Source organism: Stieleria mannarensis, assembly GCF_014154935.1.
GTDB classification, from domain to species: Bacteria; Planctomycetota; Planctomycetia; order Pirellulales; family Pirellulaceae; genus Stieleria; species Stieleria mannarensis.
This window is the reverse complement of record NZ_JACEHH010000010.1, coordinates 14,232-29,980: the sequence shown is the minus strand read 5'-3', so window position 1 is coordinate 29,980 and position 15,749 is coordinate 14,232. Positions and strand designations below refer to the sequence as shown.

General features: G+C 61.0%; 10 protein-coding genes. 7 read left to right on the top strand and 3 right to left on the bottom strand.

All coding sequences use genetic code 11. The annotated features are described in order from the left end of the window. The first annotated feature begins 1 nt into the window (after position 1). Complete coding sequence (locus tag H1B37_RS08855; protein ID WP_182866283.1) at positions 2-1,354, top strand: 3-keto-disaccharide hydrolase; 1,353 nt, start codon at positions 2-4, stop codon at positions 1,352-1,354. A 279-nt stretch (positions 1,355-1,633) separates the two neighbouring features. Here H1B37_RS08855 and ispH read toward each other — a convergent pair whose 3' ends face one another. Then, the gene (gene ispH / locus H1B37_RS08850; RefSeq protein WP_182866282.1) at positions 1,634-2,572 is read right to left on the bottom strand and encodes a 4-hydroxy-3-methylbut-2-enyl diphosphate reductase; all 939 of its coding nucleotides are present in this window, start codon (positions 2,570-2,572) and stop codon (positions 1,634-1,636) included. A 14-nt stretch (positions 2,573-2,586) separates the two neighbouring features. Here ispH and hpnC point away from each other — a divergent pair, with 14 nt between their 5' ends. The 4 genes from hpnC to H1B37_RS08830 all read left to right on the top strand — a co-directional run bounded on the left by hpnC (position 2,587) and on the right by H1B37_RS08830 (position 8,483). After that, positions 2,587-3,459, top strand: coding sequence for a squalene synthase HpnC (hpnC, locus tag H1B37_RS08845; RefSeq protein WP_182866281.1), 873 nt, complete (start codon positions 2,587-2,589; stop codon positions 3,457-3,459). A gap of 3 nt (positions 3,460-3,462) precedes the next feature. Next, a complete protein-coding gene (locus H1B37_RS08840) occupies positions 3,463-4,443 on the top strand; it encodes a phytoene/squalene synthase family protein (protein WP_182866280.1) in 981 nt (326 codons plus the stop codon). Continuing rightward, entirely contained in the window at positions 4,440-5,903 is a 1,464-nt protein-coding gene (hpnE, locus tag H1B37_RS08835) for a hydroxysqualene dehydroxylase HpnE (RefSeq protein ID WP_353620807.1), read from the top strand. Before H1B37_RS08840 ends, hpnE begins: the two co-directional genes overlap by 4 nt. Before the next feature lie 66 nt (positions 5,904-5,969). Next, positions 5,970-8,483 (top strand): FAD-dependent oxidoreductase, encoded by a 2,514-nt coding sequence (locus tag H1B37_RS08830; RefSeq protein ID WP_286177552.1) that lies wholly within the window; start codon positions 5,970-5,972, stop codon positions 8,481-8,483. Here the strand turns inward: H1B37_RS08830 and H1B37_RS08825 are convergent. Together H1B37_RS08825 and H1B37_RS08820 are read right to left on the bottom strand one after the other, a co-directional pair. Continuing rightward, the gene (locus H1B37_RS08825) at positions 8,467-9,030 is read right to left on the bottom strand and encodes a peroxiredoxin (protein ID WP_182866279.1); all 564 of its coding nucleotides are present in this window, start codon (positions 9,028-9,030) and stop codon (positions 8,467-8,469) included. The genes H1B37_RS08830 and H1B37_RS08825 overlap by 17 nt on opposite strands. A 405-nt stretch (positions 9,031-9,435) precedes the next feature. After that, positions 9,436-10,902: a sulfatase gene (locus H1B37_RS08820; RefSeq protein WP_182866278.1), complete on the bottom strand. Its 1,467-nt coding sequence runs from the start codon at positions 10,900-10,902 to the stop codon at positions 9,436-9,438. Between the two features lie 211 nt (positions 10,903-11,113). Between H1B37_RS08820 and H1B37_RS08815 the strand changes: the two genes are divergently transcribed. Further along, positions 11,114-12,613: a hypothetical protein gene (locus tag H1B37_RS08815; RefSeq protein WP_220498114.1), complete on the top strand. Its 1,500-nt coding sequence runs from the start codon at positions 11,114-11,116 to the stop codon at positions 12,611-12,613. Positions 12,614-12,786: 173 nt separating this feature from the next. Beyond that, positions 12,787-15,726, top strand: coding sequence for a PVC-type heme-binding CxxCH protein (locus tag H1B37_RS08810; RefSeq protein ID WP_182866277.1), 2,940 nt, complete (start codon positions 12,787-12,789; stop codon positions 15,724-15,726). The last annotated feature ends 23 nt before the right edge of the window (positions 15,727-15,749 follow it).

Genomic DNA, 15,749 nt, shown 5'->3' with positions numbered 1-15,749 from the left:
CATGCACCCGCACCTGAACGACTCGCGCCGCACCCACCGGCGCACGCCCTTCACCGCCGCGTTCGCCCCCTGTGCGATACTCGTCCTGGCGAGTTCGCTGATCGGTTGCGGCCAAAAGGATGCCGCAACACCGACGGCGGAACAGCCGGCTGCGGAACCTGCCGCAGCCGCCGAACAGGCGACTGCTCCGTCAGAACCTGCACCAGCTTCACTCGCATCACAATCCTACTCGGCCAGCGCCGACGAATTGCTGGCCGCCCGATTGAGTGACGAAGAAGCCGCGGCCGGTTGGATCCGCCTGTTCGACGGGCACACGCTGTTCGGATGGGAGATCACCGGGGATGCAAACTTTCGCGTCCAAGACGGCGCGATCGTCGTCGACCAGGGTGAGCAATGCCTGATGTGCACCTCGTCGACCTGGGGTGACTTTGAATTGACCTTCGACTTCAAAGCCCAGGAAGACACCAACAGCGGCGTGTTTGTTCGCACCCCGTTTCGACCGGCCGACATCACACGCGATTGTTATGAAATCAACATCGCCCCCGATGACAACCCGTTCCCCACCGGCAGCATCGTCAAACGGCAAAAGGTCGACGCCGAAGCGGCGGGGCCACAAACGCCGGGCCAGTGGCGAACCATGTCCGTCATCGCCGATGGCAACCAGGTCACCGTTTCGCTCAATGGCAACGTCGTGTGCCGGTACACCGATCCGGCCGACTTGGCGCCCCAACGCATCGGGCTGCAACACAATTCCGGTCGCGTGGAGTTCAAAGACATCAAAATCCGACCGTTGGACCTGAAACCGATGCTCGATGCGGAACTGTCACAGTGGAAGAAATACCCGGAAATGCCCGGGTCCTTCACGGTCAACGACGACGGCGACCTACATGTCCGCGGCGGCAAAACGCAGCTGGAAACCAAACAGTCCTACGGCGATTTCTTCCTGCTGGCCCAGTACAAGATCGACGACCCGGAAATGAATTCCGGGATCTTCTTTCGCTGCATCCCCGGCGCTGAAATGATGGGTTATGAATGCCAGATCAACAACGGATTCAAAGACGGCAACCGATTGACGCCGCTGGATTGCGGCACCGGAGGCATCTTTCGTCGCCAAGACGCCCGGGTGATCGCCGGAGAAAACGCGGCCTGGTCAACCGTGCTGCTGCACGCCAGCGGCAACAAAATCGCCGCCTGGGTCGGCGGGGTGCAAGTCAGTGATTGGGAAGACACCCGCGAAGCACACGAAAACCCTCGCAAAGGGAAACGCACCGAAGCGGGAACGATCATGATCCAAGGTCACGATCCGGAAACCGATGTGCTGTTCCGCGGCCTGCAGATCGCCGAGCTGGAGTAAGGATTGGCAGAATGATGAACAGAGCCGGGAGCAGCGGGCAAAACGATGGGGGCAAAACAATTTTAATGCCCGAACTCAAAGATCGACTCAATCGCGTAACCTGACGCGTCCATCACCCAACCTCCCCATCATTCTGCCTTCTTATCGTTTTGCCCCATCTCACTCCTTCACTCCTTCACTCCTTCACTCCTCCACTCCTTCACTCCTTCACTCCTCCACTCCTCCACTCCTCCACTCCTTCACTCCTTCACTCCTTCACTCCTTCACTCCTTCACTCCTTCACTGCCCCACCGAGATCGCCCGCAACGGCTTGGGCAACGGAAACTCCACCGACTCTTCCCGCACGGTCGCCGTTTCCACCTCGGCATCAAACTCTCGTTGAAGCCACGCGATCGTCTCCTGCACCACCGACTCGGGCGCGCTCGCACCGGCGGTGATCAACACGGTGTCGGAGTCATTAAAATCGTTGCGTTTCAGGTCCCCGGGTCCATCGACCAGGAACGCCCGTTTGCCTCGGTCGGCGGCCAGTTCCCTTAACCGCGCGCTATTGCTGCTGTTCTGGCTGCCGAGCACGACGACGACGTCGGCATCTTGGGACAGGGCTTTGACGGCGTCTTGCCGGTTCTGGGTGGCGTAACAGATGTCGCCTTTGGGCGGGCTTTGGATCGCCGGGAACCGTTCTCGCAGCTTGGTGATGATCCGGTTGGCGTCGTCGACGCTAAGCGTGGTTTGGGTCAGCAGTGCCAATTTGGATTCATCGGCGACCCGCAACCGCTCGACGTCCGCTTCATTCTCGACCAACACGATCGCTTCGGGCGCTTCGCCCATCGTGCCGATCACTTCGTCATGCCCTTGGTGCCCGATCAGGACGATGGTGTAGCCCAATTTGGCGTACTTGATCGCTTCCAGGTGCACCTTGGTGACCAGCGGGCAGGTGGCATCCAGGGCGGTCAGGTTACGTTGCTTGGCTGCGGCACGGATTTCCGGCGACACCCCGTGTGCGGAAAACATCAGCACGCTGCCTTCGGGGACCTGATCGACCGAATCGACAAACACGGCCCCCTTTTGCTTGAACGTGTCGACGACGTACTGATTGTGTACGATCTCGTGATAAACGTAGACCGGAGCACCAAAATGTTTCAGCGTCAACTCCAGCGAGTCGACGGCCATGTTGACCCCCGCACAGAATCCCCGGGGGGCGGCCAGCACAATCTTCATCAAATCAATCCTGAATGTCGTCCGGAACCACGTTGCCGATCGAATTAAAACAAAGCGAGCAGTTTTGCCGTCGGCTCGCCACAGGGCACTACGAGAATTTCCTGGTCGCTTCTATTTTACTGCCGCGACGCATGCGACAACCGTTTTACAACATTTATGCGTTTTGTCGTACCGCCGACGACGTGGCCGACCAGTCCGCCAGCGACACGATCGCCCTGGAAGGGCTGGACCGCCTGCAACAGCAAATCGACTGCGTCTTTGACGGACAATCCCCGGCCGATGGCCTGTTTCCCGCCTTGGCCGACACGATCGCGACGTTTCATTTGGACAAACAGCCCTTTGATGACCTGCTGTCGGCCTTTCGGCAGGACCAACGGATGAAACAGTACGAAACGACGGCTCAGTTGTTGGACTATTGTTCGCGTTCGGCCAACCCGGTCGGACGCCTGGTCCTGCAGCTTGCCGATTCACTGACCCCCACGACGGCGGCGTTTTCGGACAAGATTTGCACGGGGCTGCAATTGGCCAATTTTTGGCAAGACGTCTCGCGCGACCATGCGATCGGGCGGATTTACCTGCCCGGCGACGTCCGCCGACGATTCGGGGTCACGCCGTCGATGTTGTCTGCCAGCTCCACCCCCCCTGCCCTGCGTGAAATGCTGGCGTTCCTCTGCGACCAAGCTGAAAACTGCTTTCGGCAGGGATTGCCGCTGGCCGATCATGTCCCCAAGTGGCTTCGGAGCGACATTCAATTATTCGCCCACGGTGGTCTGGCGACACTGCAGGCGATTCGAGACATTGACTTCGACGTCTTGAGGGTTCGCCCGACGGTGGGGAAACTCACGCAGGGGTGGCTCGTCGCGCGCGCGATCGTGGGCAGACTTTAAACCATGCCATCGTCCTCCATCACGAACGACAGCTACCGACAAGTCCGACGCATCGCGCGGCGCAGCGGCAGCAGTTTCTATCGCTCGTTCTGGCTGTTGCCGCGAGAGAAACGGCGGGCGATGTACGCGTTGTATGCCTTTGCACGGATCACCGACGACATCGGCGACTGCAACGAACCGGCGGCCCTGCGGACCCGTTGGCTGGATTGGTGGCGACAAACCACGGCACTGAACCTGATCAGTGACACGCCGATCGACCGGGTACCGCTGTCACCGGGCTTGGCCGACGACACCTCGGATTGGCCGATCGACCTGATCCGTCGCGCCCAAGAAATCATGCCGGCCCTGCGCGATTCGACGCGACGTTTTCAAATCCCCACACGCTACCTGTTGGAAATCGTCGACGGCGTTCTGGCCGATCAACAGAAAACACGTTTCGACACCTACGAACAATTGGAACATTATTGCTACCTGGTCGCTTCGGCCGTCGGTTTGGCCTGCTTGCACATCTGGGGATTCAATGGCCCGTTGCCGATGCGTGCGGCCGTCGACTGTGGGCTGGCGTTTCAACTGACCAACATCCTTCGTGACATCTCCGAAGACGCCCAGCGGGGGCGGATCTATTTGCCTCGCCAACACTTTGCCCAACACGGTTTGTGTGAAGACGACTTGTTGCAACCGCGACCGGACGACCGATTGGTTTGCTTGATCGAAGACGAAATCCGCCGCGCCAAGACGCTTTACGTCAGCGGTTGGAACGTCTGGGATGCACTCGGTCGGGACGGTCGCCCGATGTTTTCGATGATGTGGCGAACCTACCGCCGGTTGCTCGATCGCATCGCGGAAAACCCCCGCGCGGTCGCCACACGACGGGTTCAACTGAGAACCGGTGAAAAGCTCGGAATCGTTTCCCAACACTTCGTCAAACCGATCTTCCATCGTCTGCCCGTCCCGCCGACCGAAGTCAGCGAGGTCGGATCGTGACCAAGCGTGCGCCCGCGCCGCCACACGTCGCGATCGTCGGCGGCGGGTTGGCCGGAATGTCGGCCGCCGAAACGCTTTCTCGCGTCCATCCCGAACTGCGTCTGACGCTGTTGGAATCCAAGCGGCTGCCCGGTGGCCGAGCCGGTTCGTACGTCGATCCCCAGACCGGCGGTGAAGTCGATTACTGCCAACACGCAGCGATGGGATGCTGCACCAACCTGATCGACTTGCTGCAAGCGTGTGGCTTGGAACAACACCTGCGCCGCGACCGCTCGCTGACCTTCTTGCATCCCGATCATCCGCCCAGCCGGTTCGCCCCGAGTCGCTGGCTGCCGCCGCCGCTGCACCTGCTGCGGACGCTTCACGCACAGCGTTACCTTTCGGCGAGGCAGAAACGCGAGATCCGATCCGGGCTGTGGAAACTGATGCGGACGCCGGTGGATACGCTGCGGAACTGCCGCGCACACCAGTGGCTCTCGGACGCACGGCAAAGCGAGGACACGGTGCGAGATTTCTGGGACGTGATCTTGGTCAGCGCCTTGGGCGAACACACCCGGCGTGTCTCGATGGCCGCCGCCCGCAAGGTGTTGATCGACGGATTCGCCGCCTCACGCGGCGCCAGCGATGTCTTGGTTCCGATCGTCCCGCTGGCCGACCTGTTCGGGCGTCAGTTGGCAAGCGAACTGACGCGGCGCGGCGTGGAAATTCAATCTGGACAAACGGTGCGACAGATCACGTCGGAGGCGCGTGTGATCACGTCGACGCAGACACTGGACGCGGACGCCGTGATCTGTGCCGTCCCCTGGCACCGGATCGCCGAGCTGTTTGATCAGTGGCCCGACGGCCGGCGCGACGCGCTGCCGGATCTGCCGGCGATTTCAGCGATTCCGTCCTCGCCGATCACGGGGCTGCACCTCTGGTTTGATTCGCCCATCACCCCGATGGACCATGCGGTGATGGTCGGCACCGTCGCCCAGTGGTTGTTCCGCGCGCCGTTCGGTTCGCAGGAAAAACATCACTATTATCAAGTCGTGATCAGCGGCTCGCATCCGGCGATCACCGGAACCAAACAGACGCTGATCGACACCGTCCTGGCCGAACTTCGCCACGCATTTCCGGCGGCCCGCGATGCGACGCTGTTGCGACACCGACGGGTCACCGATCCCAACAGCGTGTTTTCACTTCGCCCCGAAGTCGATGCGATCCGACCGGCGGCCACCACCAATGTCCCCTGGCTGTCGTTGGCAGGGGATTGGACGCAGACCGACTGGCCGGCCACGATGGAAGGCGCCGTGATCAGCGGACGCCTAGCAGCCGCAGCGGCGGTGAACCACCTGCAACGTGACACTGATTCCTCGTCGCTGGCCCCCGACCGCTTTCTCACCCCCGGCCTGGCCCCCGGACGGCTCGCCGGCCTGTTGATCCGGTCCGATCAACGTGACGGCGATGCGTGGACGTAGCTACGCTCGCCAGAGCGTGGGAACCGTCTTCTGGCGAAGGCAGCTACGATTGACCAAACCGGCCGAATGATTGACATTCGCTTACCATTAGACGCAGGACTTTCGTTACCCCGACCGAGACCAGAACGCTTGGACATCGCGCTGCCCCAACACATCGCCGAGCGTCTTCGTTGGCTCGCGCCGCCCGACCGGGGGGCGTACGAGCCCGGTCAATTTGTGTTGTACTGGATGCACAATGCATTGCGGGCTCACGAAAACCCTGCGTTGGACGCCGCGATTTGCCTGGCCCGGCAAAATGGTCTGCCGCTGCTGGTTTATCACGGACTCAGTGAGGATTACCCGTACGCCTCCGACCGGCTGCACGCCTTCATGTTGCAGGGGCATCGCGACGTGCAACGCGAATTGTCCGACCGCGGCATCGTGGCGGCGTTTCATTTGCAACGTCAGGGCCAACGCGGACCCTACTTGCGGAACCTGACGCGGGCGGCGGCTTGCCTGGTTACCGAAGAGATGCCGGTGCAGCCGCTGGTCGGTTGGTTGGACCGATTGGTCACGACCTGTCGCACCCCGGTGGCGACCGTCGACTGCTCCTGCATCGCACCGGTCACGCTGCTCGGTCAGACGTGCACTTCGGCCGCCGAATTTCGCCGCCACGCAAAACCGCTGCACGAGGCGCGTCTGAACGCGCCCTATCCCGAACAGACCATCGACGTGCCGATGTGTGACGTCGATGACTTGATCCCTTCGCTGGGCTTGGAACCGATCTGCTTACAAGACGTCGATCTGGCATCATTGATCGGACAGTGTCGCATCGATCACTCGGTCGCCCCGGTCGCGGACACGCCCGGTGGATCCCGCGTTGGCTATGCGCGCTGGAACGACTTCAAAGAACGCGGTCTGGAACACTACAAACACGCTCGCAATGATCCGCTGGCCGAAGGCACCGCCAGCCGCATGAGCGCCTACTTGCATTACGGGATGGTCAGCCCGTTTCGGATCGCCCGTGAAGCATCACAGCGGAACGCGACAAAGTTCCTCGACGAATTGCTGACGTGGCGCGAGCTGGCGTTCCACTACTGCTTTCACAACCGCGACATCATCGACAGCCTGGACGCGCTGCCCGATTGGGCCCAGGAGTCGCTTCGCCGGCACCAGGATGACGCGCGCGAACAGGATTGTAGCTGGGAAACGTTGGCGCGGGCCGACACGGGGCGTCCGCTGTGGGATGCCGCCCAACGCAGCCTGCTGAAACATGGCGAGCTGCACAACAATGTCCGCATGACGTGGGGAAAGGCGATGCTGCCCTGGCTGGAATCCCCCCATCGCGCGTTACAGGTGACGTTGGATTTGAACCACCGCTACGCGCTGGACGGTCGCAACCCCGCGTCTTACGGCGGTGTGCTGTGGTGCTATGGCCAATTCGATCGTCCGTTCACACCCGAGCAACCGGTGATCGGCAAGATCCGACCGCGCCGCACCGACGAACACGCCCAACGGATCGATCTGGAGGGCTACCGCCGGCATGTCGATCGCCCGATCGCCGGCTCGCTGCCGCGTGTCGCGATCGTCGGCGCCGGCATCGGAGGCCTGTCGGCGGCTCGGACGTTGGCCGATCACGGCATCGACGTGACGGTGTTCGACAAATCGCGCGGCGTGGGCGGACGAACGGCCACGCGACGCGCGACGTCGCCCAACGGTGCCGGCGAGCTACGGTTTGATCATGGCGCCCAGTACTTCACCGCCCGAGATGCGCGGTTCTGCAGACTGGTCAGCAGTTGGATCCACGACGGATTGGTCGAACCCTGGATGGGACGGATCGTCCACCTCAGCGATCGCGGTAAACTGCTCGGGGAAAAGAACGACATGCCCCGCTACATCGGCATCCCAGGGATGACCGCCGTCGCCAAACATCTGGCGAAAGGCCTGACGGTGCAACTGGGAAAACCGATCACTCGCCTGACCAATCGATCGGGACAATGGCAGATTGAAAATGCCGACGGCGAAACACACGGCCCGTTTGACGTCGTGCTGTGCAATTGCCCGCCGCCGCAAACACTCCGCTTGATCGACGGCCACACCGAATTGGCTGATGTCGTACGTTCGGTCACGATGCGTCCCTGCTGGGCATTGATGCTGGCTGATCCGTCGCTGCCTGAAGCCGCCTTTGACGGTGCGTTTGTCGACAACAGCCCGATCGCGTGGATCGCTAGAAACGATCGGAAACCGGGACGAACCACGCCCAACGCCTGGGTCGTTCACGCGTCGGCGGATTGGTCGCAGTTGCATGTCGACGACGATCCCGCCGACGTAGCCGTCGCCTTGCAGTCGGCGTTTGCGTCGTTGTTGGGCGTCAAGATCACGCGTCCCGAAGTCGCAACCGCACACCGCTGGCGATACGCCGTGCCCGCCCGGCCGCTCAATCAAGAGTGCCTGTTTGATGCCACCACGGGGATCGGCGCCTGCGGTGACTGGTGCGGCGGATCCCGGGTCGAGGCGGCCTACCTGAGCGGCATCGCCCTGGCAGGCACGCTATTGCGCCGTTACACGATCGACCGGACGCCGTTCATTTCAGCGACTTGATCACCTCTTCGATCTTCGCCGGGTCTTGTTTCGCATTGACCGCCGAATCCTTGTAGGCGATGTTGCCGTCCCGATCGATCACAAAGGTCCAACGTTTCGCCGTCGCAGTCCGCAACAAATCCGTTTCGACTCCGTCAATCTCCCGGGTCACCGTCTTTTCGCCCAACGTGACCGGGACCCCGAACGCTTTGGCGACCTTGCCGTCGGTGTCGGCCAGTAGGGCGAAGTTCAACTGGTGCGCCTTCTTGAAGATGCGATGGTTCTTGGCCGAATCGCCACTGACCCCGACAACCTCCACCCCGTCGGCGGTGAACGATTCCATTTTGTCGCGATACCCGCAGGCTTGGGCCGTGCAACCGCCGGTCATGTCGGCGGGATAGAAGTAAACGACCAGGATCTTTTTGCCGACATGATCGGCCGACTTCCACGTCGCGTCGGTATCATCGATCGCTTCAAAGGACGGCGCCTTGTCGCCGACGTCAACCGCCATCGCGTCCGAGGTGACGAACGACAACAACACACAGGACAACATCAGGAAGGAACGCATTTCGGAGAGACCTTTGTATTCGGTGGGAAGGGGTAGTTGGCAGGACGCACCATTGTAAACGATCCAGCCACCGTTGGTGTCTATTCGTTGGTGTCTAGCCCTTAGGCGATTCCTCTCGCTGCGATCGCAGCGACCCCGGGCGGCGAAAGGCCCAATAGCGCGACGTTGACGACAGCCGATTGACGTGGGACCGTTGGTCCGCGAAAAGTTCGGCCAACGGCCGTGGACAATGCGTTTTCCGATCCCGGCGTTGCTGGTGTGCATGGCCGTTGGCCAAAAGTGTTTTCCTTCACCGGCCTCCTGGGGCGTTGCCCCAGGCTACCGGTGTATATGCCCTTTGGGCAACCTGCACCCCAACGCGCATGCTGGTGCCGCTGGCCGCTTCGAGTTGCCGCCGCCAGAAAACTATTTCGCCAGAAAATACTCGTTTGTCGGATAACTGTTGTACTTCGTCGGTGGGGCGTTGCGCTCGGGCAATGCAGCCGACAGCTGGTCGATGACCGGCTTCATCGCCGGATCCGACGCGAGGTTCTTCCATTCGTTCGGATCGACCTGATGATCGTACAACTCCATCGAACCATCTTCGTAGCGATAAAACCGATAGCGCTCGGTCTGGATCGCATGATTGTCTTTTCCATAGGTGGTGATCGTGGGCGTCGGCCAAGATTGTTCCGGATCGTCCACCAAGGGAACGATCGAACGCCCCTCGTTCATCGGATTGGCCTGTAGACCACACAGGTCCAACAGCGTCGGGTACAAATCGATCAATCCGACCGGTTGTTTGCAGATCTTGCCTCCCGCGCGACCAGGAACGGAAACGATCAAGGGCACACGATTGGCGCGATCCCAAAGCGCCTGCTTGGCAAACCGGTTCTTTTCGCCGACGTGGTAACCGTGATCGGACCACAGCACGACGATCGTGTTGTCGGCGTATCGGCTGGCGTCCAACGCATCGAGCACCTTGCCGACCTGGGCATCGACGAACGTGGTGCAGGCCAAGTAGGCCTGCACGATGTTCTTCCACTCGTTCTCCTTGATCGCCCACTCGGTCGTCGGCATCGCGGGCAATTCGTTGACCCGCCGCGACAGCTCCGGAACGTCGTCCAGATCGTTCTTCAAGTACGGCGGCAATTGGATTTGATCGATCGGATGTTTATCGAACCATTCCTGCGGGCAATACCACGGCACGTGCGGTCGCATGAATCCGACCGCCAGGAAGAACGGCTGGTCATGCTTCTTAGATAACTGCTCGACACCGTAGGCGGCGATGTGGTAATCCGGCATCAAGTCGTCCGACTCGGGAAACACGCCCCAATCGGTCTGGGTGCCGCCGATCTTTTCGGGAAACCAAGCGGGATCGTACTTGAATCGCTGTTTCGGTTTCGGGCCGAAACTGGAATGCCCGCCGTAGTCGTCGAACACCTTGGCGGCGTCCCCGTTGTGAAACAACTTGCCACAGGCCAACGTCGTGTAACCGTGCCGTTCGAAGTAATCGGGCATCAACGTCGCCCTGGCGGTGATGTCACTGGCCCGTGGAATCAGTTTGTCCTTGATCTGACCATAAATCCCCGACGTCGACGGCAACAGTCCGGTGAACAGACTCGCCCGGCTGGGGCCACAGATCGGCGCCTGGCAGTGGGCGTTGGAAAACAACACGCCACGTGCGGCCAATCGGTCGATATTGGGCGTCGACGCGTTGGGGTGCCCGCCGAGACAGCCGACCCAATCGTTCAGGTCATCGATTGCGATAAACAGCACATTGGGTGGTGGGGTCGATTGCCGCGCGATTCTCTCTTGGGCCGTCGCAGCATTCGGCACCGCACTGGCGATCAAAGCGACGAAACAAACAGCGGCAAAACGGTGGCAACGCATCAATCGTGTTTCCGGTGAACTGACAGGCTATGATGGGGAGCCCCGATTGTAACCGGACAGCGTCAGATTGACGTAGCCACGCTCGCCAGAGCGTGGAAAGCCCTCCGCCCCCACCTTCTGGCGAGGGCAGTGCCGTTTCACGGACGGTTCGCGATGCTTTAACTGGACCGTGGCGTTGTCCGGCTCACCTGATTCCCACCGCGAGGATTGTATGTCGACCGATTTTCATCGCCCCCACCAAACCGGACAGCCTCACGAGACGGTATCGACGCTCGTCGGAACGCGAAAACCCCCAGCGATCCACCTTCTGGCCAAGGCAGCGACGTTTTATCGGCCACGGCCCCTGATGATCGCCGTGATTCTGTTCGGCTGGCTTTCGATTCAAAACTGCGACGGATTCGCGGCGGAAACCGCCCCCGTCAAAATTGCCACCTTCGATCTGGATGTCACGCCACCGGTCGGTTCGATGATGGCCTATGATCCCGTTCGCCGCCAGGACGAACTGGGACTGCGCTGTCGTGGTTTGGTGATCGTCGGTTCGGGCCAACCGATCGTTTTGTGTGCGTTTGATTGGATCGGCATCGCCAACGGTGCCCACGACGCCTTCCGCGACGCCTTGGCAGAGGCCGCCCAGACGACCCGTGATCGCGTGGCGGTGCATTGCCTGCATCAACACGACGCGCCACGCTCGGACTTCACCGCCGAACAGATCTTGCACCACGCCGGGGCGACCGACCTGGGTACGTTCGAAAGTTCCTTCCAACGCGACGTGCTGCAGCGGCTCGGCCAAACCGTGGCCGCTGCCCTGCCCCACGCCCAGACGATCACGCACGCCGGATTCGGCACCGCGGACGTCAAAAAGGTCGCCTCCAATCGGCGTCTGCTCGGCCCCGACGGAAATGTCAAAGCGACCCGTTACACCACCTGCCGTGACCCCGCGATGCGAGCCGAACCCGAAGGTACAATCGATCCGGAACTCAGTTGCCTGGTGTTTTACAACGGCGACCAAGCGATCGCATCGTTGACCTACTACGCCTGCCATCCACAAAGCTATTACCGCACCGGAGTCCCCAGTCCGGACTTTCCCGGCATCGCACGGATCATCCGCGGTCAAGACGTCCCCGAAACGATGCACATCCACTTCAACGGCGCCGGCGGAAACATCGGCGCCGGCAAGTACAACGACGGCAACAAGGCGAACCGTTTGATCCTGGCCGCCCGCGTTGCCGACGCCATGAAGCGGGCCTTTGATTCCGCCGAGCGATTCCCGATCACGGCGGATTCGATTTCCTGGTCGGTCGCCCCGGTGGCGTTGCCCCCGGCCCCGCATCTGGATCGCGATCAATTGCAAGCGGCACTGGAAACCCCGTCGTCGCCCGAAGCCCAATCTGCACCGGCCAATCTGGCGTGGCTGGGTCGCTGCCAATCCGGTCACAAGATCGACCTGACGTGTCTGGGTGTCGGCGACGTCCGCGTCCTGCACATGCCCGGCGAACTGTTCGTCGAATACCAATTGGCCGCAAAGAAAATGCGTGACGACCTGCACGTCGCCATGGCCGCCTACGGGGATTACGGACCGGGCTACATCGGCACCGAAATCGCCTACGGACAAGGCGGCTATGAAACCAGCCAACGGGCCTCACGCGTCGACAAAAGTTGCGAACAAGTCCTGATGGACAACATCGCATTGCTGCTCGGAAAGACCGAGTAGCCACACGTGGGATAGGCTTCCAGCCTGTCATCCGTGGGATAGGCTTCCAGCCTGTCATCCGTGGGATAGGCTTCCAGCCTGTCATCCGTGGGATAGGCTTCCAGCCTGTCAATTCAGCATCGACAGGCTGGAAGCCTATCCCACTTCCTCCCCGCCTCAAAAACCGACACCTCATGAACCGTCTGCCCCACCGCTTGATCCCTCCCTACCTGGCCGCCCTGCTCTTTTGCACGCTTTCCCCCGCGGCCGACTTTGCCGATCAGTTGCCGCGAATCGCACCGACCGAACCGGGCAACACGCTGGACGACTTCCGAATCGCCGACGGCTACCAGATCCAACTGGTCGCCGCCGAACCGTTGGTCAACAGCCCCGTTGCAATCCAGTGGGATGCCGAGGGCGCATTGTTCGTTTGCGAGATGCGCGGCTACAGCGAAGACCGTGATGACAAGATTTCACGGATCACACGGTTGATCGATACCGACAACGACGGCGTCTTCGATCGACACACCGTTTATGCCGACAAGCTGCTGTGGCCGACCGCGTTGTTTCCTTACGACGGAGGACTATTCGTCGCCGATGCGCCCGACATCTTTTATCTGAAAGACAACGACGGCGATGGCGTCGCCGATTCAAAGCAAGTCGTGTTCACCGGGTTTTCGATCGGCAACGTCCAGGGCCTATTGAATTCATTCCATTGGGGCTTGGACAACCGCATCCATCTGGCATGCGGCACCGTCGGCGGCAAGGTGCGACGGGCCGACCAAGACGAATCGGCAGCCGTGGAAGTCCGCGGACATGATATGGCGTTTGATCCGGAAACGTACGAGTTCACGTTGACCAGCGGCGGCGCCCAACACGGGATGTGCTTCGACGACTGGGGACGAAAATTCGTTTCTTCCAACAGCGACCACCTGCAACAAGTGATGTACGAAGACCGCTACATCCGCCGCAATCCGTTGCTGGTCGCCCCGTCGGCTCGCCAGTCGATCGCCGCCGATGGGCCGCAAGCGGAAGTGTTTCGGATCAGCCCGGTCGAACCGTGGCGAATCGTCCGCACCCGACTCCGCGTCGCAGGCTTGGTGGGCGGCCCGGTCGAAGGCGGCGGACGGGCCGCAGGGTACTTCACCGGCGCGACCGGCGTGACGATCTATCGCGGTGATGCCTGGCCGCAAACCGATCACTCCTTGGCCATCGTCGGCGACGTCGGCAGTAACCTGGTCCATCGCAAACGTCTGACGCCGGCGGGAGTTCAGTTGATCGGAGAGCGCATCGACCCCCAGTCGGAATTCCTCGCATCGACCGACAATTGGTTCCGCCCGGCCCAATTCGAGTGCGGTCCGGATGGTGCCTTGTCGATCGTTGATGTTTACCGCGAAGTCATCGAGCACCCCAAAAGTTTGCCACCGGAAATCAAGCAGCACTTGGACCTGACCTCCGGACGCAATCGTGGCCGAATCTATCGCGTTGTCCCCGATGGTTATCAACATCGCCCGACGCCCGAGTTGAACGCCATGGACACCGAGTCGCTGGCGCGTCTGCTGATGCACACCAACGCCTGGCATCGCGAAACCGCGGCCCGCTTGATCTACCAGCGTCAGGACAAGTCGATCGCTGCGACATTGCGTCGACAACTGGAACAAAGCCCCACGCCACAGGGACGACTGCATTCGCTCTACGCGCTGTCCGGTTTGGGATTGCTCACCCCCGACGATGTGATCGGTCGTTTTAAGGACGAACATCCCCAGGTCGTCCGCCATGCGATTCGGTTGGCCGAAGGGTTTGCGTCCGACCAAGCCGTCATCCGATCACTGAAACCGCTTGCAGGCCATGCCTCGATCGATGTCCGTTATCAATTGGCATTTTCGCTCGGCGAGTTTGACTTTGATGCAAAACCACGGTGGCTCGCCGAGTTGCTGCTGCAAAACCCCAGCGACCGCTGGATCCAAACCGCCGTTTCAAGTTCCATCGGCGGCCAGACGGATCAATTGTTTGCGGCATTGTTGCGTTCTGATTCGGTCCAGCGGCTCGCCCCGTTCCTGCTGGAACTTGCAAAACAAATCGACCGCGGCGATTCCGGCGACCAGCGACGTCGCTCGCTCGCCGCGTTGGTGGACGCGACGCCCGATCCCAGCCTGTTGCCGGCGATCGGACGTTTGAATCGATCGGATCGACAAGCGGACATCGGCAAGGAACTTTATAACCGCGCCGAGTCGCTTGCCGCCGGTTTGATCCCGATCGCGTTGGACCAGGTTGCCGATACGAAGCGTTCCGATGCCGACCGAATTCGGGCGATCGGCTGGCTGGATGATGCCCCGATCGACCAGGTGTTTGAGACACTGGTGAAGGTTTTGCGTCAAAGCGAGTCGTCCGAATTGCAGAGCGCCGTGATCGCCGCGCTGGACCGTAGTGATTCGCCCGAGTTGATCGACATTCTGTTGGAACCCTGGCCGACGTGGAGCCCTCGACTTCGTCGCGCCGCCGGCGATGTGCTGTTCGCGACGACCGAGCGATCAACCGCGGTGCTGGACGCGATCGATGCAGGGACGATCGACGCCGCTGACATCTCGTTGACACGTTGGAACACGCTCGCATCGAGCCGAGATCCGGAACTGCGAAAGCGTGCCCAGGGATTTTTGGCGGTGACGAAGGGGCCGTCGCGTGAATCGGTCCTCGAGCGCTACCAAGAAACGTTTCAGTTGGAAGGCGACGTGGCACGCGGGGCCGAAGTGTTCAAACAGCAGTGCGCCGGATGTCATCAATCGGCAGGCGTCGGACACGCGATCGGTCCCAGTCTGGCCGCCGCGGCAACACGCGGCGGAGAATCAATTCTGACCAACGTGCTGGATCCCAATCGTGAAGTCAATCCGCAATACGTCAATTACGTCGTGTTGACGACCGACGGCCGAACGATCGCGGGGATGATTGCATCGGAAAACGCCAACAGCATCACGCTGCGTCGTGCGGAAAACGTCTCCGACACCATCTTGCGACAGGACATCGAATTGCTGCGAAACACCAACCAATCGATCATGCCCGAAGGCTTCGAAAAAGCGATCTCGCCCCAAGCGATGGCCGACCTGATCGAGTACCTGATCGCGAGTTTAAACCAATGATGCCAGCGGGGCGCGTCACGGCC